Source organism: Candidatus Pseudoscillospira sp. SGI.172 (genome assembly GCF_050313575.1).
Classification (GTDB): Bacteria; Bacillota; Clostridia; order Oscillospirales; family Oscillospiraceae; genus Vermiculatibacterium.
This window is the reverse complement of the sequence record NZ_JBNPLQ010000030.1, coordinates 1-19,427: the sequence shown is the minus strand read 5'-3', so window position 1 is coordinate 19,427 and position 19,427 is coordinate 1. Positions and strand designations below refer to the sequence as shown.

20 protein-coding genes and 5 tRNA genes are annotated in these 19,427 nt (G+C 56.0%); 10 read left to right on the top strand and 15 right to left on the bottom strand.

The genetic code is table 11. The annotated features are described in order from the left end of the window. Window positions 1-124: 124 nt before the first annotated feature. The 5 genes from thpR to ACQRD3_RS11025 form a co-directional block, all read right to left on the bottom strand. Window positions 125-658: an RNA 2',3'-cyclic phosphodiesterase gene (gene thpR / locus ACQRD3_RS11045; RefSeq protein WP_080907669.1), complete on the bottom strand. Its 534-nt coding sequence runs from the start codon at window positions 656-658 to the stop codon at window positions 125-127. Window position 659: 1 nt separating this feature from the next. Next, the gene (locus ACQRD3_RS11040) at window positions 660-905 is read right to left on the bottom strand and encodes a GIY-YIG nuclease family protein (protein WP_427781414.1); all 246 of its coding nucleotides are present in this window, start codon (window positions 903-905) and stop codon (window positions 660-662) included. 45 nt (window positions 906-950) lie between these two features. Beyond that, a complete protein-coding gene (locus tag ACQRD3_RS11035) occupies window positions 951-1,148 on the bottom strand; it encodes a DUF1540 domain-containing protein (protein WP_080907667.1) in 198 nt (65 codons plus the stop codon). A 79-nt stretch (window positions 1,149-1,227) separates the two neighbouring features. After that, complete coding sequence (locus ACQRD3_RS11030) at window positions 1,228-2,049, bottom strand: hypothetical protein (RefSeq protein WP_080907666.1); 822 nt, start codon at window positions 2,047-2,049, stop codon at window positions 1,228-1,230. Next, window positions 2,046-2,570, bottom strand: a complete 525-nt coding sequence (locus ACQRD3_RS11025; protein ID WP_080907665.1) for a gamma carbonic anhydrase family protein — start codon at window positions 2,568-2,570, stop codon at window positions 2,046-2,048. Before ACQRD3_RS11025 ends, ACQRD3_RS11030 begins: the two co-directional genes overlap by 4 nt. A gap of 102 nt (window positions 2,571-2,672) precedes the next feature. Between ACQRD3_RS11025 and ACQRD3_RS11020 the strand changes: the two genes are divergently transcribed. Next, window positions 2,673-2,885, top strand: a complete 213-nt coding sequence (locus ACQRD3_RS11020; protein WP_080907664.1) for a hypothetical protein — start codon at window positions 2,673-2,675, stop codon at window positions 2,883-2,885. A 3-nt stretch (window positions 2,886-2,888) separates the two neighbouring features. Here ACQRD3_RS11020 and ACQRD3_RS11015 read toward each other — a convergent pair whose 3' ends face one another. After that, window positions 2,889-3,434, bottom strand: coding sequence for a putative ABC transporter permease (locus tag ACQRD3_RS11015; protein WP_427781413.1), 546 nt, complete (start codon window positions 3,432-3,434; stop codon window positions 2,889-2,891). Window positions 3,435-3,589: 155 nt separating this feature from the next. On the opposite strand from ACQRD3_RS11015, the gene pyrB reads away from it, so the two are divergent. The 6 genes from pyrB (at window position 3,590) to ACQRD3_RS10985 (ending at window position 5,386) form a co-directional block, all read left to right on the top strand. Continuing rightward, window positions 3,590-4,648, top strand: coding sequence for an aspartate carbamoyltransferase (gene pyrB, locus ACQRD3_RS11010; protein WP_427781412.1), 1,059 nt, complete (start codon window positions 3,590-3,592; stop codon window positions 4,646-4,648). Window positions 4,649-4,779: 131 nt separating this feature from the next. Then, window positions 4,780-4,853 (top strand) — tRNA-Gly (locus tag ACQRD3_RS11005). Between the two features lie 50 nt (window positions 4,854-4,903). Further along, a tRNA-Arg gene (locus ACQRD3_RS11000) sits at window positions 4,904-4,980 on the top strand. Window positions 4,981-5,075: 95 nt separating this feature from the next. Further along, a tRNA-His gene (locus ACQRD3_RS10995) sits at window positions 5,076-5,151 on the top strand. A gap of 55 nt (window positions 5,152-5,206) precedes the next feature. After that, a tRNA-Gln gene (locus ACQRD3_RS10990) sits at window positions 5,207-5,281 on the top strand. Window positions 5,282-5,310: 29 nt separating this feature from the next. Continuing rightward, window positions 5,311-5,386, top strand: a tRNA-Lys gene (locus ACQRD3_RS10985). Between the two features lie 422 nt (window positions 5,387-5,808). Here the strand turns inward: ACQRD3_RS10985 and ACQRD3_RS10980 are convergent. From ACQRD3_RS10980 to ACQRD3_RS10950, 7 genes are all read right to left on the bottom strand, one after another. Further along, window positions 5,809-6,696 carry a DegV family protein gene (locus tag ACQRD3_RS10980; RefSeq protein WP_080907661.1) on the bottom strand — a complete coding sequence of 296 codons (888 nt, stop codon included), beginning with the start codon at window positions 6,694-6,696 and terminating at the stop codon, window positions 5,809-5,811. A gap of 21 nt (window positions 6,697-6,717) precedes the next feature. Further along, window positions 6,718-7,269, bottom strand: coding sequence for a DegV family protein (locus ACQRD3_RS10975; protein WP_427781425.1), 552 nt, complete (start codon window positions 7,267-7,269; stop codon window positions 6,718-6,720). A 189-nt stretch (window positions 7,270-7,458) separates the two neighbouring features. After that, window positions 7,459-8,529 (bottom strand): lysylphosphatidylglycerol synthase transmembrane domain-containing protein, encoded by a 1,071-nt coding sequence (locus tag ACQRD3_RS10970; protein WP_080907659.1) that lies wholly within the window; start codon window positions 8,527-8,529, stop codon window positions 7,459-7,461. A 181-nt stretch (window positions 8,530-8,710) separates the two neighbouring features. Beyond that, on the bottom strand, window positions 8,711-10,042 hold the full coding sequence (locus tag ACQRD3_RS10965; protein WP_427781411.1) for a radical SAM protein: 1,332 nt from the start codon (window positions 10,040-10,042) through the stop codon (window positions 8,711-8,713). 162 nt (window positions 10,043-10,204) lie between these two features. Beyond that, the gene (locus ACQRD3_RS10960) at window positions 10,205-11,980 is read right to left on the bottom strand and encodes an oleate hydratase (protein WP_080907657.1); all 1,776 of its coding nucleotides are present in this window, start codon (window positions 11,978-11,980) and stop codon (window positions 10,205-10,207) included. A 124-nt stretch (window positions 11,981-12,104) separates the two neighbouring features. Further along, complete coding sequence (locus ACQRD3_RS10955; RefSeq protein ID WP_427781410.1) at window positions 12,105-12,764, bottom strand: TetR-like C-terminal domain-containing protein; 660 nt, start codon at window positions 12,762-12,764, stop codon at window positions 12,105-12,107. Then, window positions 12,736-13,935 carry a M20 family metallopeptidase gene (locus tag ACQRD3_RS10950; RefSeq protein WP_427781409.1) on the bottom strand — a complete coding sequence of 400 codons (1,200 nt, stop codon included), beginning with the start codon at window positions 13,933-13,935 and terminating at the stop codon, window positions 12,736-12,738. The genes ACQRD3_RS10955 and ACQRD3_RS10950 overlap by 29 nt, the downstream gene beginning before the upstream one ends. A gap of 230 nt (window positions 13,936-14,165) precedes the next feature. Here ACQRD3_RS10950 and ACQRD3_RS10945 point away from each other — a divergent pair, with 230 nt between their 5' ends. Next, the gene (locus ACQRD3_RS10945) at window positions 14,166-14,405 is read left to right on the top strand and encodes a hypothetical protein (protein WP_427781408.1); all 240 of its coding nucleotides are present in this window, start codon (window positions 14,166-14,168) and stop codon (window positions 14,403-14,405) included. Window positions 14,406-14,656: 251 nt separating this feature from the next. Here ACQRD3_RS10945 and ACQRD3_RS10940 read toward each other — a convergent pair whose 3' ends face one another. Continuing rightward, window positions 14,657-15,211 carry a phosphatase PAP2 family protein gene (locus ACQRD3_RS10940; RefSeq protein WP_080907655.1) on the bottom strand — a complete coding sequence of 185 codons (555 nt, stop codon included), beginning with the start codon at window positions 15,209-15,211 and terminating at the stop codon, window positions 14,657-14,659. A 111-nt stretch (window positions 15,212-15,322) separates the two neighbouring features. After that, on the bottom strand, window positions 15,323-15,868 hold the full coding sequence (locus tag ACQRD3_RS10935; RefSeq protein WP_080907654.1) for a DUF4330 domain-containing protein: 546 nt from the start codon (window positions 15,866-15,868) through the stop codon (window positions 15,323-15,325). 203 nt (window positions 15,869-16,071) lie between these two features. Here ACQRD3_RS10935 and csaB point away from each other — a divergent pair, with 203 nt between their 5' ends. Together csaB and ACQRD3_RS10925 are read left to right on the top strand one after the other, a co-directional pair. Then, complete coding sequence (csaB, locus tag ACQRD3_RS10930; protein WP_427781407.1) at window positions 16,072-18,312, top strand: polysaccharide pyruvyl transferase CsaB; 2,241 nt, start codon at window positions 16,072-16,074, stop codon at window positions 18,310-18,312. Further along, on the top strand, window positions 18,309-19,394 hold the full coding sequence (locus ACQRD3_RS10925) for a glycosyltransferase family protein (protein WP_427781406.1): 1,086 nt from the start codon (window positions 18,309-18,311) through the stop codon (window positions 19,392-19,394). Before csaB ends, ACQRD3_RS10925 begins: the two co-directional genes overlap by 4 nt. Window positions 19,395-19,427: the final 33 nt, after the last annotated feature.

Here is a 19,427-nt window from a genome sequence, read left to right as displayed (position 1 = left end):
GTCAAAGGCGCGCAGAGCCGCCCGGACTTGGAAGGCCCTTGCTTTTCACAGCGGATTATTATGATCATCCCGCCTTTTCCGCCCAAATAAAATGGCGGGTCCCCCCAGGGACCCGCCATTTTTCTCATGCGTCCGGTTCAGAGCGGAAGTCCGGCTCCAGCCTGGTGTAGCGCAGGCAACCTCCCACCCGATGGGAGTGAAACAGCGCCGCGCCGGAGGAGTGCGCCGGGACAGGCGGCTCCAGTGACCCCGACAAGTCCTTGCCTGCCGAAAAAACGACTTTTCGCCCCAAAGTCAAATGAGGCGTATAAAGCCGCTCCTCCAGCTCGAATCCAGCCCTGCGAAGTGCGGACTCCAACGCCGCCTGCCCCTTCAAAAGCGTCGGGCAGGTCCTGGGCGCCAAGTAACAGATCCCGCCTCCAAACTGCCCCAGCCGGTCAAAGAGCAGATCGATCGGCGGGATCGGATTTTCACGCAGGATGGTCCCCAGCGTCTTCAGGCGCTCCTCCTCCACCTCTCCCAGAAACGCCAGCGTAAGGTGAAAATTGCCCGGATCTGTGAATCTCCCCCGCTGGGCGCATTCCTCCAGCCGGCTCTGGACCCGCCGGACGGCGGCGCAGGTTTCCGCGTCAAAGGGCAGGCCGAAAAAAAGCCTCATTTCAGCCTCCCGTGATGAGGGACAGCTTCTCTGCCCGGGTCATGCGTTTGACGGCCGCTTCCCGCCTCAGCGCCGCGGAACGATCGGTACAGGCCTCCCGGTACACCACGGTCAGCGGCCCCCTACCCCGGGTATATTTGGCCCCTTTCCCGCTCTGATGGACCGCCAGACGGCGCTCCACATCATCCGTAGTGCCGGTGTACAGCGTGTTGTCTCCACATTGAAGAATATACAGCCAATAGGACATGAATCTTCCCTTCTTATGTAGGCCCCAAACGGGGCCGGACTGCACTCAGCGGCAGCCGCAGTTGGATCCGTGGTCGCCCAGCTGGAAGGAGGCGCACTCGGTGGACTCACAATCGCAGACGTTCTGCCTGGTGCAGCCAACCTTGATTTCATTGAGCGTGCACAGGCCGGTGCCGCTGGCATGGTAGGCACAGGAATTGACAGAGCACTTAATGCTGGGGTTTCCATTGATATTGCGCTGCATACATGATTCCTCCCTTAATTTACGTTCCGTCCGGGAACAGTTTTAGTATGGACGCAGAGAGGCAGAATATGTACGGAAATTATGTGGGATCCCCGTCCGTGTCAGACGGCATGACCTGTGGGATAAACCGTCTGGCAAAACGGCCCCTGCCCCGACGCTTGACATAGAAATAACCGATCACGGAAAAGACTACGGCGCCGATAAAATTGACAAAAAGATCCTTCATGGTGTCCAGAAGCCCAATATCCAGGTATCCGCCCAGCCCAAGAGCTTCCTGGGTCCCATCGGAGTGGACGATGATCACGTCGGCAATGTCCCGGATGGCGGTGGGCACATTGCCGCCGTTGGGGTCCAGCTTCACCGAGCTGATGAGATTGACCACGGTGTCCTTCTGCATATCCAGAAGGAAAAAGTGGTCAATGGTACACTCAAAAAATTCCCAGAGCACCCCTACTGTCATGGAAAAGCAGAACGCCACCACGGCCATGTAGGCCGGAGTGAGGGAAAAGCGGGTGAGCTTGGCGTTGCGGTTGAGGATGTCCACCAGAGAAAAGCCGATGGCGGCACAGAGAAATCCGTTGAGCGTGTGGAGCATGGTATCCCAGTATGGAAAGGTGATATAATAAGCTCTGATCTCTCCCAGGATCTCCGCGGCATAGATAAACAGCAGAATGATGATCTCCAGCGTGTCCGGCACATCGATCCGGAGCCGGCGCTCCAGAAAATTGGGGATAAGAAACAGCACCAGCGTGAGCACACACAGGAACACGCTTTCAAAATCGCGGTTGAATGCCTGCGCAATGAGAATGCCCACCACGGAAAACCGCAGACAGAAGTAAACCACGGCGAGCGCCTTGTTCCGGGTACCCGAAACGGGGGAGTCCCCCTTTCCTCGTCTCACCGAATCCCCTCCTCTGCCAGCGGAAGCTCCTCCCGCGCCAGCTCCGCATAGTGGCTTGCGGAACCACGGTTGTCCGCCAGCTCCGCCTCTGTCAGCGCCCGCAGCACCTTGGCCGGCGAACCCACCACCAAAGACCCGGGCGGGATCACCTTGTCCTGCGTCACCAGCGCACCCGCGGCGACCAGCGATCCCGCGCCGATCACACAGCCGTTGAGCAGAATGGCCCCCATGCCGATGAGGCACCCGTCCTCTACCGTGCAGCCGTGGACAATTGCCCCGTGACCCACCGTCACGTTTTTCCCGATATGGGTGGGATGAGACGCCTCCACATGGATCACGGCGTTATCTTGAACATTGGAATTTTCCCCCACAAAAATGGGGGCGTGATCCGCCCGAATGACCGCTCCATACCACACACTGGCATTCTCCGCAAGGGTCAGATCTCCTATCAGATCGGCACTGTCCGCCAGGCGGACTCCCGGGGCAAGCCGAGGAAATTGATTATGAAATGAATACTGCATCGACAAAAACCACTCCTTTTTTCTCCATTATATCCCGGTGGAGAAAAACTCGCAAGTCAAAATCCCGGGCTTCCGTCATAGGATGGAGTGGAGGTGAGACCCATGGATCTGAAAAACAATAAAATCACGGTGGGGGAACTGCTGGACTACGCCCCCGCCCGGGCGGTGTTTCAGCGTCGGTTCCCCACGGTGCTGCGCCATCCCCTGCTGGGCGCCGCCCGAACGGTGACGCTGGAACAGCTCGTCGCCTTTGCCGGGCCCTACGTACCCAGAAAGACCATTGTGGAGACTCTGACCGAACTCAGGCAGATATAGCGCTCAGGACGACGGGCGGCCCGCCCGAAAGCCCTGACGCCATCGGAGCGCCCGGGTCCCGCCCCGGCGGAGCAGGAAAAGAGACGTGGCCGCATCCCCCAGATAGAAAAGAGCTGCCGGGATCGTGACCGCCGGTGGGATGCGGGACACCCACCGGAGAAGCCAGGGCTGAACCCCATAGACCAGGGGAAGGGCAAGCAGCCCCCAGAAAAGACTGAAAAGGAGGCACACCCTTCCGTTCAGGTTCCATGGAAGCGTGTGGTAATCCCAGAAGGCCGCTCCGGCGGCCTTCTCATAAAACCAGGACAAGCCCCACTCCGCCGCTGTGCACACCGCCGCCCCCGCCAAAAACAGGAGAAACGGGTAGGCTGTGACCGCGGCAGGCAGAAGCAGAATGGACAGGGCCCCTACCCCGTAGACCGGGCAGACCGGCAGCAGCACATGGCACTTGCGGTCCTGTTTAGGACTGTGGGTAACTTTGGCAAACCCCACCTCCAGCAAAAAGCCGCAAAAGCTGTAAAAAAGGAAGGTCCAGAAAAGCGTCCCCATGCGGCATATCCTCCTCCGGTTTTTGTTTAGCTTTACCATCGTTTTGGGAAGCATACCGAGAAGATTTTGTCAGGCCGCAGGGCCCCGCACCTCTTGTACGACCAGCGGAAATATGGTATCATGACTAAAATGCAGAAAGAGCGGGGCGATGGATCATGCGGCATCTGATCGACTTTGGAGACGTAAGCCGGGCAGAGTGGGACAGGCTGTACCACCGGGCAGTGGAGATCATGGACCGCCCCGGAGATTTTATGGACGCCTGCCGGGGAAAGGTCATGTCCAGCCTCTTTTATGAGCCGTCTACCCGCACCAACTTCTCTTTCCAGGCCGCCATGCTCCGGGTGGGCGGCACCGTATTCGGCTTTGCCGACCCCAAGTCCTCCTCGGTGGCCAAAGGCGAGACACTCAAGGATACCATCACCATGGTGTCCGGCTATGCCGATGTAGTGGTGATGCGTAATCCCCGGGAAGGGGCCGCCAAAGCGGCCTCCCTCTACTCCTGGGTCCCCGTTGTCAACGCCGGCGACGGCGGGCACATGCACCCCACCCAGACCACCGCCGACCTCACCACCATCACCCGGCTGAGAGGCGGGGTAGACGGCCTGAGCGTCGGCTTATGCGGAGACTTGAAAAACGGCCGGACCGTCCACTCTCTCATCAAGGCCATGGCAAAATTCAAGGGTGTCAAATTTTTCCTTATCGCTCCCCGGGAGCTGGCGGTCCCTGAGTACATGCGGGCCTTCATGCGGGAAAACGGTATGTGGTTCACCGAGGTGACCGGCCTGGAATCGGTCATTCCCCAGCTGGACGTGCTCTACATGACCCGCATTCAGCGGGAACGATTTGTGGATCCTCTGGAATACGAGCGCAACAAGGGCGTGTACGTCCTCACCCGTCGGAAGCTGGAGCGGGCGAGAAAGGATCTGCTGGTCATGCACCCCCTGCCCCGGGTGGATGAGATCTCCATTGATGTGGACGACGATCCCCGGGCAGTCTATTTCGAGCAGGCCCGCTACGGTATGTTCGCCCGCATGGCGCTGCTCACCGATCTGGCCAACCAGCCCCGGCAGAAGCCTGAGGCAGCAGAGATCGGGCATGGCCCGGTGTGCTCCAACCCGAACTGCATCACCCAGACTGAGCTCTATCTGCCGCCGTTGGTCAAGCAAAACGGAGGAGTGGATTGCTGCGCCTTCTGCGACGCCCCCCTGCGATAGGCATTCCAGCCCGGCGGCCGGCGGAATGGGGCAAAAGTTCATCCCGCTGTGCGGGATTTGGAAAAAAAGGATTGACAAAGGTCGCCTTTCTATGCTATTATATCCAGGCTGACATTGAGTGTCGGCCCTGTGCGGGTGTAGTTCAATGGTAGAATCCCAGCCTTCCAAGCTGGTCGCGTGGGTTCGATTCCCATCACCCGCTCCAAGGCGAAAGCCTTTTCCGCGGGCGTCCCTGCCAAGGTGGTGTTTCGATACGCGCCTGTAGCTCAGGTGGATAGAGCAACTGCCTTCTAAGCAGTGGGCCGGGGGTTCGAGTCCCTCCAGGCGTACCACTCACCCCGATCTGCAAGCGTGTTTCTTCAGATTGCACTTTTTCTTGGCCTGTGACTCCCTTGTCCCTGTTTCGCTTGTCTCCTTTTTGAATATGGTGGGCGTAGTTCAGTTGGTAGAGCATCGGATTGTGGTTCCGAGTGTCGTGGGTTCGAGTCCCATCGCCCACCCCAGAAACAAGGCGGCAGGGCCGGAGCGGCGGCTCCGGCCCTGCGCTTTCCTCCATAGTGGGGTGTAGCCAAGCGGTTAAGGCACGGGACTTTGACTCCCGCATCGCTGGTTCGATTCCAGCCATCCCAGCCATAAAATGCGAGACCTCCGTCTTTTTATATGACCCGGTAGCTCAGTTGGTAGAGCACCTGCCTTTTAAGCCGGTTGTCCGGGGTTCGAGCCCCCGCCGGGTCACCAAAATGTGCAGACAAAAAAGATGCACAGCGAAAACGCCGCACTTTTGTGCGGCGTTTTTACATTTTTCAAGAAATGACGAAAGAAAGCGAATAAAGCTATGAAAAGAAGTTTAATCCCCCTGATATACTTCTCTTCTGCCCTTTTCATTGAGAACTGTTTGCCAGTTGATTCAAAAAGTGGTTTCTGTGCAGCTCGCCATTCCTCTTTTTTGATATTTGGGCCATTATGATTGCAAGGTAAACCGATGGATTTTCAGTTGGTGGAACACAAAGAATCCGCTTGGATAATTCAAATCATATCGTTTGAGATATTTCTTGCTGCGAGCATTCCCATACTATGACTGAACATATAGATCGGGCAGTTGGGGCACCGCTTTTCAAATTTCACCAAAGCATTATTTTCCCCCATAACAATTACCCCATTCAGTACTTGCGGTCCTTGCCCCAAAAGAACAACGCCACTGTGCCAGGACCGGTATGTGCGCCAATAATTGTGCCGATCTGATAAACCCGAACACCGCCAGGTATGCAAGGAAAATTCTGATTCAGCAGTTCAGCCGTCCGCATTGCGAGTTCCGGGCAACCAGCATGCGCAACAAAGCAGGCTTGATCATAATTTTGACCTTTGTCTGCCAGTAGACGCATTTTATCGTTCAAAGCCAAAATGGCCCGTTTTGTTCCTCTGATCTTTTCCCGAGGGATCAGCCGTCCATCGGCGTTTATGTCCAGCAAAGGGCAGATCCCCAGCATGGTCCCTGCCGTTCCGGCAGTTTTCGAGATTCTTCCGCCCCGGATATAATATTTTAGGTCACTGGAGAAAAACCAGTGGTTGACGCGAAGTTTATTTCCTTGTACCCACTGCCATAACCGCTCAATGCTCATTCCTTCATCCCGTAAATCGGCCAGTCGTTCCATCAGAAGTCCGCTGCCTGCGGAGGCAGCTAAAGAATCCACAAGATAGATATGCCGGTCAGGATATTTTTCCTCCAACTCAGCTTTTGCCATCCGCGCGGCATTTAGCACCCCTGTAATGCCTGACGACAAGCAAAGGTGCAGCACATCTTTGCCATCCGCAAGGAACCCTTCAAAGTACCGGGTAAACTCATAGGCATTGATCTGGGCAGTTTTGATATCAGCGCCTTGCTCCATTGCATGGTAAAAATCCTTCAGAGGAATTGTCTCTCCTAAATCGTCTTGATAAAATTGGCCGTTCAGCTCATAGGGGTAGCCGATGTAGAAAATTTTTCTTTTTTCAAGATGCGCTTTCGTTAAATCTACTGTTGATTCGCAGCTGAGTATGTATTCGCTCATCTTTTTCCTCCAAATCTCGACTTACCGCTGCCTCCCCCAATATACCAGCGCCAGCAGTCCCGGCCCGGTGTGGGCACCAATCACAGGACCAACGGAAGCTGTATAGCATTGGGCTTTGGGAAACCGTGAGGTCACTGCATCCCAAAGCGGCTTGATCCGATCATAATCCCCACTGTAGGCTATAGCTACGGAATCAGAAATTCGGGGAGTCCACTGCTGTTCCATTTTGTCAAGCAGTTCCAGCAGTGCGTGTTTATTGCCTCGTGATTTTCCTGTAAACTCCAGTTTTCCAGCGTTATCCACTCGCAGCAATGGCTTGATCTGCAATGCAGTGCAGGTAACTGCCGCGGCGGTGGATACGCGGCCTCCTCCATGCAGATAGGATAGGCCATCCACTGTAAACCAATGGCAAACCTGAAGGCGATGCTGTTCTACCCAATCAGCCAAGTCATCCAGAGAGACCCCATCACGTTGCCTTTTGGCTGCTTCCAAAACCAGGAAGCCTTCTCCGGGAGCTGCACAAAGAGTGTCCACACATCGGATCTTGCGCTGAGGGTATTGTTCGGAAAGCATTTCGGCAGCCATACAAGCGTTTTGATACATCCCGGACAAACCGGACGAGAATCCGTCAAATCAGGTGCCGCATCGGCAACGATTTGATATTGCCGCATCAATTCATTAAATTGAACGATATGTGTAAGCAAGTCATCCTGATGCGTAGAGAGATATTCTTGTAGTTCTCTGGATTCCCGCTCTGTTAAATTAGGATATTCCATGCTTTTCCTCCTGATCTGATGTGCTTTGGAACACTCCGGAACCATCCGCTGCACACAAGCGCAGCCCAATTTTTTCTGTCACAAATGCACTGATCAGAAATGGTACAAAGTAGGTGGAAAGGCGATAAAGAATCAGTACAGAAGATGCATCTGCCGGGTTCATATACTGGGAAAAAAGCAGTAGGAAGGCTGCTTCTACCGAGCCCATTCCCGCTATATTGGGCAGAGCATTTGAAATAACATGGGTCAATGCAGACAATACCTGTACTTGAATGAACGATAGGTCATTCAGTCCAATCGCTTCTGCACATAGGTAAGGAACGGAATAAAGAGACAGCAGCTTCAGGGCATTGATACCCACGCTGGCCCAAATTGCTTTTGGAGCGTGCAGTAAATCTCTGGCTCCGACATACAGTGCGTCTGCTTGCAGTTTTAAACGATCGGCACGCACAGTCCACTCCGGGACTTTTCCTAATTGCAGAATCCCTTTGCAGGTCAACTGGTAGAAGCGTTTCCATGTGCATACCAAAATCAGCAATACAATAATAGCAATGCACACGAGATAGCCAAATAAAATATATGGAAGTAGATTTTGGTGTCTCTGAAAAATATCTTGTCCCCCCAGGAGAAGCAAAATCCCGCCGCAAAGCAAAACGGAGGATTTATGAAGAACATATTCCATACTCATGATCCCAGCCGCTTCTCCCAGAGCCATGCCCCGGCGATGCAGATATGCGCTTTGCATGGGGAGGGAGCCCACGGATAAGGTCGCTACATTTCCGAATACGCCTAACAATGTGACTTCTAGAGCCTGCCGAAAAGAAAAACTCTTGATTTTCCTTTTTACTAATACACGGCAAATCATACTTTCCAATAACGGATAGGCAAGCCCCATGATAAGGATCCATACCAATCCTCCTGTGCTGGCCGCGTAGATATTATGCAAAATCTCCTTGTAGTGATTTCGGAAAACCAACCAAAACAAGACCAGCAATGTCAATAGACTGAGAGCTGCAGAAAAAGCAATTTTTTTCTTTTGGGACAGTCTTTTTCCCATGGGGGCACCTCAAAATATAAATCGTTGTTATCTGGTGCGCTTCAAAAACCTTTCAGTTGAGAGCAAACAGAGTGCGGATGGCCGTTGTCATAAAGCCCATCGCTCATGGAAAAGCCGCCGGATCTCTGCCTCAAACAGAAATTCCGACGGCTTGCTCTGTCAGGGGCAACCTTTTGGATCGCTACTTACTTTTTTTGTTCTGCCACAGCCGTTCTGCTTCCGGGGCCCAGCAAGCGGCATAATCCCGGCACTTATCACACAAATGGTCAGCGCTCTCCGGGGACTGGAGGTCTGTGGAATGGGCGCCGGACTGACGTACCATCATCTTCAACATCTCCGGGTTTTCCAGCATAGGACAGGGCCGCAGATGGTTACAGTTGAAGGGCTGATGATTGTGGTAGGCCATGAACAGAGGGGACTGGAATGCCTCCAGCAGAGACTTTTCCCGGATGTTTGAGTCGGAGTAGTGAATGAAGGCGCAGGGTTCCACATCGCCGTTGGCGTTGATGTGCAGATAGTTGCGGCCTCCGGCAATGCAGCCACGCACATACTCTCCATCATTCTGAAAGTCGATGGTGAAGATCGGTTTGGTGGAGCGGTACTCCCGCACCTTACGGTACATGAGCTTGCGCTGCTCCGGGTCTGGCAGCAGGTCGGTAACTGCCTCATTCCCGACCGGCATGTAGTGGAAGAACCAAGCGAACTTGGCGCCGCAGTCTACCAAGTGGTCAATAAATGCCTCCGAACTGATGGAATCCACATTTTTGGATGTGTAGCAGCAGGACGCGCCAAAGGGCAACTTGTGCTTTTTGAGAATGGTCATTGCCTCCATAATGGCCTGATAGGTGCCTTTGCCGCGGCGGAAGTCGGTGGCCTCCTCAAAGCCTTCCACACTGATGGCGGGAATAAAGTTTTTTACCCGCAGCATTTCCTTTGCAAAATCCTCGTCGATCAGGGTGGCGTTTGTGAAGGCAAGGAACTGACAGTCGCTGTGCTCGGTACACAACCGCAGAATATCCTTCTTGCGCACCAGCGGTTCGCCGCCGGAGAAGATATACATATAGGTTCCAAATTCTTTCCCCTGCCGGATGATATCACTGAGTTCCTCATAGGTGAGATTCAGCTTGTTGCCGTATTCGGCGGCCCAGCAGCCGGTGCAGTGGAGATTGCAGGCGGAAGTGGGATCCATGAGAATTGCCCAGGGAATATTACACCCCAGTTCCTTCCGATACTGCTCCTGTTTCGGCCAGCCGATGAGACTCGCATTGAGGAAGAAGTTCTCAAAGACGGCTTTCAGAACATCGTTGTCGATATCCCGGAACACGCTTATGATGAGCTGGTACATGCTGCATTCCGGATCATTCAGAATATTCCGAAACGCCGCCCGCTGAGCAGGAAAGCTGCTGGGGCCGTCTCCAGCCAGTTTATCCACCCAGTCCATAAGCTTGAGCACATTTTCTTCCGGGTTTTTCTCTATGTAGCCCAGCGCAGTGCGCAGAGCTGTTTTTTTCATCTGCATAGAAAAGTCCATCTTTTTCTCCTTTCGAAGTTTCAAATTGCATGTTTCGATTGATGTCATCTTTATGTTTCGCAACGACGCATTTCACGCATCTCGTTATATGACAGGCAAGGACTGCTGTTACATACAACCAGATTGAACGATATATGCTACGGATCAGATGACATGGTATTCTTTCAGCAGCTTTTCCACATCCGTACCGGAGATTTTCTTAAGGACTTCCTTCAGGGCCATTCTCTCCTTCAAGCCCAGATGCATGTCCGTGATTTTCTTGCCGTCTCTCAGCTTTACCGTGGCGTTGAGCAGATCCCGAATATCATATACGCTGCCCCAGACTTCCGGTACGCCCCGGTCAATTTTCAGCAGGGTATAGACTGCCTCCATGCCGGTGCGCATGGAATACTCAGTGGTAAAGATGGTATCCCGGGGCGTTTCCGCAAACTGGCCGATAAAGGCGAAATTAATGGCGCCCTCCGGCACGACATTCGGTCGGTCTCCCGCTGCACGGGGCATAAAAAAGGCCGTAATGTAAGGCATCATGCAGGGAACGGTATTGGCGCTGTGCTCAGCCAGGGATTCAATTTCCTCCTCAGGGACGCCCATGTGGTAAAGCCACTCCATGCAGATCTCCTTGCCGGTGCACTCCCGCATGGGTTTCTTCACATAGTTCCCCGGCCGATCGCTGAACAGGCCGTAGATCCAGCCTACCAGCTGCCCTTTGGGCTGACTGCGGAACTGAGGCTGACGGTTGAAGGTCCAGCTCAGAAGCCAGTTGGAATCCTTTGCCGTAACGATACCCCCGGTGACTACTCGCCCGCTGAAGGGGTTCCGTTGGCAGATTTTTTGGATGTAGGGCGGGATCTTTTCATCCAGGGTAGTAACGGTGGCACTCATCCAGTTGCTCTTTTCCGGGTCGCCGCAGAATTTTTCAGGGTGACCGAAGGCAGGATCCTGGGCAGCGATCCGCTTCCACATATCCCAGCCGCCGCCCTCCTTCAATTCCGGGCTGTAGGCCGCCGGGGTGTTCTGTGAGCCCAATGCGGAGTTCTCTACGCAGCCGCCCGGTGTGATAAAGACCAAATCCTGTTCTGTGAGATCCACTTGCTCTTCTCCACTGTCAAACAGCAAAGTAATGCGCCGTGCCAGTTTCCGATCGGGCTGGATATCAAACTTTATATCAAGAACTTTTGTATTGTAGTGGAACTGTACACCGGCAGCCTCCAAATATTTGATCATGGGCAGGATCATGGACTCATACTGGTTATAGCGGGTGAAACGCAGGGCCTTGAAGTCGGGCAGACCGCCGATATGGTGGATGTAGCGGCGGATATAGAGTTTCATTTCCAGGGCGCTGTGCCAGTTTTCAAAGGCAAACATCGTGCGCCAATAAAGCCAGAAGTTAGAATTCAGCACCTCGCCGCTAAAATAGTCGGTGATGGGCTTGTCATAGAGTTCCTCATCAGGCGTAAAAAAGAGCTTCATGATTTCCAGGGCTCCTGCATCAGAGAGGCCAAACTTGCCGTCGGTGTGGCCATCCTCGCCCCGGTTTTGAGTTGCCCGCATGAGAGAGTAGTTTGGGTCACGCTTGTTCAAATAGTAGTATTCATCTAAGACGCTGAGGGCAGGGGTTTCGATAGAGGGAATGGAGTGGAATAGATCCCACATCACTTCAAAATGGTTGTCCATCTCACGGCCGCCCCGCATTACATAGCCCAGGCCGGAGTAATCCCATCCATCACAAGCTCCGCCTGGAATGGGGTCCTTTTCAAAAATATGAATGCGCTTCCCCGGCATCTGCCCGTCTCTCACCAGATAACAGGCGGCGGTCAGGGCGGCCAGGCCGGTTCCAACAATGTAGGCGGATTTCCGCTCCACGCCCTCCGGCTTGAGAGGCCGAACGAAAGCCTCATAGTTTCCGCTGGAATAATACATGTTCAACAGCCTCCTTTGCGGTTTCTTTGACTTCATTCTATGAAATTTTACAAATTCCCACAATAAACAAAGCACTCCGGATGATGGAAGTTCCATCATCCGGAGTGCTTTGTAAAATATTTTATCAATGGGGCTTGTTTGATAAGATCGGGTTGCTGTCCATGTTCTGGATGGCCAAAAGCAACTGGCCGTGCATCATTTGACTAACGCGTTCCACCATTGCTTCCGGAGCCTCATTCATTCCATTCTTGACCCATTCCAACACAACGCCTACAAATCCAAATTTATAGAAATTCGTAATGTATCGCTGGTTCTCATGAGAAATAGAGTAACCCTCGGATAATTCACACACCACATCGAGCAGCAGATCGTAGACCACGCGGAAAAGGTAATTTTCGATTTGTTCCCGTTGGACCGAATGATAAACGCCTTCCACGAAGGCCCTATTCTTTATCATTGCATGGCATAAGGCAATAAAGCCATCCTGCCAGGTTTCATAACCCTTCCGGCCTTGAATGGCTTTGGCACCTTCCTCCTGACAAATCCAGTCAATGAGATCAAAGATGTCTTGGAAGTGATAATAGAAAGTCATGCGGTTAATGCCACAGTCTTGGGTGATGTCAGCAATGGTAATTTTGGATAAAGGTTTTTGCGCCATGACACGTTGCAGCGACATGGCCAGCGCCCACTTCGTAGTTTGAGACATGTTCCCTCCACCTCCTATTAGCATATTCTCCGCAGAAAAGCTGTCTGCGTTAATGTTGTGGTAAAACAGCGCTTTCATACTGATTTTCCTCCAGCCAGCGGGAGGCGCAGTGCGCCAGGCAAGCGGAACCGATTGGACACACCTCCTCATTGAAACGAACTCTTGGATTGTGCGCAGATGCGTCACCCCGTTCATCCAGGTATCCGGCAGAGAGATACAGGAATGTGCTGGGAACTCTTTCCGCTATAACAGCGAAGTCCTCGGAAGCGCTGGCGGACATATCGGGAACCGGGGTCAGTCCGGAAATCGGCAGTTCTTTCACATAGCGAACAGCCTGTTCCGTCATTCCGGGGTCACAGATGAGAGGGGGCACCTCGGAGAGCGTCATGATTTCCGCCGCACCGCCATAGACCTCCGCGGTCTTTTGGGATACCTCTCTGATCCGGCGAACCAGCTTCTCCCGGCTATCACGGTCATTGGTGCGCAGCGTTCCCTGGAGAATTGCAGTATCGGGAATAATGTTGGGCGCTGACCCGGCAGAGAAGTTTCCGATCGTCAGGACACAGGCTTTGCCGGGGTCCGCCTCCCGTGCGATCAGGGACTCCAGCGCCAGATAGATGTGAACACCAATATTGATGGGATCGACTGAATCCTGTGGATAGGCGCCATGGGCGCCCTTGCCGCGAACCGTGATGCGAAAACCATCCACGGAGAACATCATTGTCCCGCCGCTGTTATACATGAACAGGCCAACCGGCATTCTGCCTGGGGCCACATGGCAGGCAAGAGCCGCATCCACACCATCCAAGATTCCGTTGGATACCATATCCCTGGCGCCTTCAAAAGTCTCCTCCGCAGGCTGAAACATCAGCCGGACCCGGCCTCTCAGCGCGGCCTCATCCTCTTTGAGCATCTTTGCCGCTGTCAGCAGCATGGCCGCGTGGAAGTCGTGGCCGCAGGCATGGGCTTCGGTACCGGTGGGACAGGCGAAACTCTCGCCGCTCTCCTCCGGCATGGGCAGCGCATCCATGTCCGCCCGGAGCAGGAGCGTCCTTCCCTCTTCCATCCCCAATTCGGCGGTCACACCATGGCCGCAAGGACGGGGGGACAGGCCGCAGTTTTTTAGCTGCTCCATCACATACTGCTGTGCCTTGGGCATTTGCAGCCCCACCTCCGCATGGCTGTGCAGCCAGCGGCGGTGAGAGATTGTTTCCTCCCGCAGTTCCAGCGCCCGCTTATAGTAGTCCATAGCCGTACCTCCATAAAAAGAATGAGTTGTTTAGAAAAAGTGTGGCAAGAGATGTTGGAGGCGTCAACAGTATCGATATATGGCTGTCCTCCAAGTACAAGGATCTTCTTTGACTTTCGCCGTTTCCCCTGCACTTATTATACCATAAACGGCCATTGCGGAACAAAAAATGTGAATTTTGAGAGGAATCGCTATATGTTCGAGTTATGAAACAAAGGACATGGTGGTCTATGGCCTATCTCTGCCGCCAGATCGAGGAGAAAAGGACACGGAAGATCATCGAATTCCTGCTCAACCGTGAGGAGGCGCACAACCAGATGCTCCGGGATGCTTTTCATGAGGTACAGGACAGCGGTTTCAATCAGGACTTCGGTACGGCCAAGGCGGCGAAGATGTATTTTCCCCTGTCCAATCCTGGCCCCAATGCTTTCGCTGGAAACGAAGCAGCCGCATCTGAGCATACAAAATAAAAACGGTCAAACGCCGTCCGTCCAATATCTCTTCTGCTTTGTCAATTTTCTTTTTCCACAAGCCCCCGCGCCGCAGGGCCGGAATGGGTGCATCTTTTTGCCAGCATAGAACAAGCAAAAAAGCCCCGCAGCCCTTGATGCACAAAGGGCTGCGAGGCTTTTCGTTCTCTTTTTCGCCGAAACAAACCGAGAAATCACCGGCAGAAATAGGCCAAAATTGGTTATCGGGTGGCGCAACAGGTGGCGCAAGCCTACCGCTCCCACGGTCTCCGTTCTTCCCACAGCCGGTACAGGCGGCAGCCCGCCCAGCCGCAGAAAAGCCCCACCAGCATGCCGCAGAGCACATCGCTGGGAAAGTGGACGCCAACGTACAGTCGGGACACTCCCATAAGGGCCGCCATTCCCAGGGCCGTCCGGCCCATCCACTTCTCCGGCAGCATCTGCCGCCAGGCCATCGCCGCGGCGAAGGCGGCGCTGGTGTGGCCCGAAGGAAAGGAGTTGGGATCTCCCTCTGCCACCAGCGGAATAAGCCCCTCCACCACCAGCCAGGGGCGGGTCCGGCTCACCAAATGCTTCAGAACCACATTGGTGCACAACAGGCTGCACAGCAGTGCCGCCGCCCCCGCCAACCCGGCTTTCCGGGTTTTGGGAAAAAAGAGCATCAGCACACACAGGGCGATCCACAACAGCCCGGCGTTGCCGAGCTGGGTATATAACATCATGAGCGGATCCAGCAGGGCGCACCGCACCGTCTCCTGGATCCACAAAAGGCTCGGCCCCTCGGCCTGGGCCAGCGCGCTCAGCATGGCAGCCCCCCCCCTTTGACGGATCAGCCGGTCCTTCTTCATATTGATTTTCCTTTCCCATCATCAAAAGCGGGGCGGGGATGCTCCCCGCCCCGCTTTCCAGTCTATCTCTTACGCCGCGTTGTCGGCGGCGGTGCCGTTCTCCCACTCGCAGGAAAGAACAACGCCGTTGTTGAGTTCAAAGTGCGTGGTCTTGACAATGTGCGTCTTGCCCACCCGGACCTCCTGGCTTCCCATCTCGCTCTTCAAATTGTTGGACACAGAACCCTCAATGGTAAAGGTCAGATCCACCGTGTCCTCCATCATCGGGATGATGAAAGCCCCTTCTGTGGTGGTCAACTCGGCATTGGCCTTATGAGGCTGGGCCGTAACTCCGGTGACGTAGGCGCTGAGCAGCTCCCCGTTGGACATGAGCTGGTCGCCGGGCTTCTGCTGTGCGGCGGCCTGATCGATGTATTTTTGGATGTTGTCATAGACTTCCTTGTCCACACCCTCCACCCGGACCGTGTAGGCGATATTGGTCCCGGTCTCCGCGCGCTTGGCTCCCAGGTGGCCGGTCATTTTCAGTCCCACTGCCGCCACCACCGCCACCGCGATCACAAGGACCAACAGATCAATGATGTTGATTTTTCCAAAAAGCTTCCCATTTTTATCCATGCCTGTTCTCCTCTGAGCGGGGAAAGTCCCCGTCGATTTTGGTTGTATATTTTCCCGCCTGTGGTAAAATAGCAGAGGTACCGTACAGACCCTGCGTATTCCGTGACAGGTGCGGTCGCGCTTGCCCCGCCGGGGCAGCGCACGGAACGATGTTATTGTATCATACTCTCCACACACTTCTCAAGTCTTTTTTCGGAGGAGCCATGAAAGTCATTCATCTGATCAGCGGCGGTGATTCCGGCGGGGCCAAGACCCACGTCCACATGCTGCTGCAAAATCTCAGCCGCACCATCGAAGTCACCATGGTGTGTTTTATGGAGGGCCCCTTTTCCCAGGAGGCCCGGGAGCTGGGCATTCCGACCGTGGTGCTGCCCGGCCGGAATATCTTCCGGGTCTACTCCCAGCTCAAGCGCATGATCCTGGAGGGAGGCTACGACCTCATCCACTGCCACGGCGCCCGCGGCAACATGATGGGCGCTCTGCTCCGCCGCGCCACCGGCCTGCCCGTGGTGTCCACCGTCCACTCGGACTACCGTCTGGACTACCTGGGACGGCCTCTCTCCCGCATCACCTACGGGGTGGTGAACACCCTGTCCCTGCGGCGGCTGGATTACCGTATCGGAGTCTCCGACGCCATGACCGACCTGCTCATCTCCCGGGGCTTTGACCCGGACAGGCTCTTCACCATCTACAACGGCCTGGACTTTACCCCCCGGGTCCCTGCGCTGAGCCGGGCGGAATACTGGAAGTCGGTGGGACTCAATGCCGATGAGAGCTCTGTGGTGGTGGGCATCGCCGCCCGGCTCAACCCCGTGAAGGACATCGCCACTCTGGTCCGAGGGTTTGCCCTGGCCCATGCGGCCTGCCCCCAGCTCCGCCTCCTCATTGCCGGAGACGGCGAGCAGATGCCTATGCTGAAAGAGCTCTCCGATCACCTGGGGGTGTCCGGCGCAGTATGTTTTGCCGGATGGGTCACCGATACCGACAGCTTTTACAACGCCCTGGACGTGAACACCCTCACCTCTCTCTCCGAGACTTTCCCCTATGCCCTCACCGAGGGTGCGCGGGCGGGGCTGCCCACGGTGGCCAGCCGGGTGGGCGGAGTCCCCTACCTGATCGACCACGGCGTCAACGGCTTCCTTTTCCAGCCTGGAGACGCCGAAGCCCTCTCCCGCCATCTCATCACACTGGCCCGGGACAAGGCGCTTCGGGAGCACATGGGACGCCGGCTCTACGAAAAGGGCCGCAGCCAGTTCTCGCTGGAAAGCACCCTGGACCGTCAGTTGGATATCTATCGCGCCATTCTCCGCCGCAAGGCGCGGAAGGCGGGGCGGCGGGACGGTGCGCTGGTGTGCGGAGCCTATGGCCGGGGCAATGCCGGAGATGACGCCATCCTGGAGGCCATCGTCCGGGAACTGCGGCAGCTGGACCCCGACCTCCCCGTCTGGGTCCTCTCCCGAAACCCGGACTCCACCCGTCTGACCTACCGGGTCAACTCCATCTATACCTTTCATATACCCCGTTTTCTCTGGCGGATGGGAAAAACCCGGCTCTACATCAACGGCGGCGGCTCTCTCATGCAGGACGCCACCAGCCGCCGGAGCCTGTGGTTTTACCTCTTCACCATCTCCGCGGCCAAGCTCTTGGGCAACCGGGTCATGATGTACGGCTGCGGCATCGGCCCAATCCACTACCCCAGCAACCGCCGTTTGGCGGCAGGAGTGCTTCAGAAGCGGGTGGATGCCATCACGCTGCGGGACACCCACTCCAGAAATGAACTGGAGCAGATGGGAGTCACCGCCCCGGAGATCATCCTCTCCGCCGACCCCACCGTCATTCTCCCCGCCGCGGAGAGCGCCACGGTGGACGGCATTCTGGAAAGCGCCGGGCTGGACCCGGCCGGACGCTATATCGGCTTCACCCTTCGCCCCTGGCCCGGCTTTGCGGAAAAGGCCGCGCTCTTCGGCCAGGCCGCCGACTACGTCTACGAAAAATACGGGCTCACCCCTGTCTTTCTGCCCATCGAGCGGCGGCTGGACGTGGGGGCTGCCCAGCTGGCCGCCCGGGGCATGAAGGCCCCTCACTACATTTTAGAGGAGACTGGCTCTTCGTCCCACACCATCGGCCTGTTTGCCCGGATGCAGGTGGTGGTGTCCATGCGGCTCCACGCATTGGTGTTCTCGGCCGGTCAGGGAGTTCCCCTGGTGGGCGTGGTCTACGATCCCAAGATCAGCTCCTTCCTGTCCTATATCGGACAGGATCTGTACACCGATCTGGACCATCTGACTCTGGAGGGGCTGAAGACCCATCTGGACGCCGCAGTGGGCCGGATCGGAGACGAGGCCTTCCTCTCCGGCGGCGTGGAACGGCTTCGAAACGTGGAACAGCGCAACCGGGACACCGCCGGGCGGCTCCTGGGCTTGGAGGGAGGCGGCGCGATATGAGGCAAGTGGTCTGCCTCTCCGGACAATTTTGGGCCGATGTCCCCACCCGTACGCAGCAGCTGATGAGCCGGATGAAGGACGCCGAAGTCCTCTATTTCGCGCCTCCTGCGGCCGACGGCGACAAGAGCTGGAAAGCCCCGGGCCGAAAGCTCCGCCCCGGGCTCATTGCCTACACGCTTCCTCCCGCGCCCCCCGCAGGCCCCCCCACGGGTTTTCTGGCCCGCTGGGTTCAATCCCGGAATATCCGTTTTCTCCAGTCCCGGCTGGAACGACATCACTTTCACGATCCCCTTCTCTGGTGTTCCAGTCCCGGGGCAGCGGCTTATCTGGACGCTCTGGCCTACCGGGGGCTGGTCTATGACTGCGACCGATACTGGCCCGAGGTCCCCGAACAGTGGGAGAGCGAGCTGACTGCCGCCGCCGACGTGGTCTTTGCCGCCTCCCCTGATCTGGCCGATCACCTGGTCCCATGCAACCGCAATGTGACTCTGCTTCCCAACGGCTGCAACTACCCCATGTTCGCCAGGGACGCTTTGCCCCGCCCCAAGGCGCTCGCGGACCTCACCGGCCCCATCCTGGGCTGGGCAGGCACCATCTGGGCCGACTTGGAACTCGCTCCCCTGCTGAAGGCGGCTCGCTCCCATCCGGACTGCACGGTGGTTTTGGTGGGCCGGATGGAGAAAAATCCGCTCCTTCCCGCGCTGCTGGCCGAACCCAACGTCCGCTTTCTGGACTTTGTCTCTCCGGTGGAGCTGCCCGACTATCTGTGCAACTTCGACGTGTGTCTCTCGCTGCTGCGCCGCAGTCACCAGGATGATGATGTGCTCCCCGCCCGGATCTTTGAGTACCTGTCCACCGGAAAACCCATTGTCGCCATGCTCGCTCCCGATCAGGTGGAGGTTTTTCCCGACGTGATCTACTCCGCCCAGAGTCCGGCGGAGTTCTCCCTTCTGTGCACCCGGGCTTTGGACGAGACCGGCAGTTGGGCGCGGGATCGCCGCCGGGCCTACGGCAGAGCCGCCGCCTGGAGCCAGCGCGCCGGAGAAGTGAATCGGATCCTGGAGAGCATTGGGCTGTTTTAAAATCCACTTCTGCTGCACACCCTTGTCTCACAC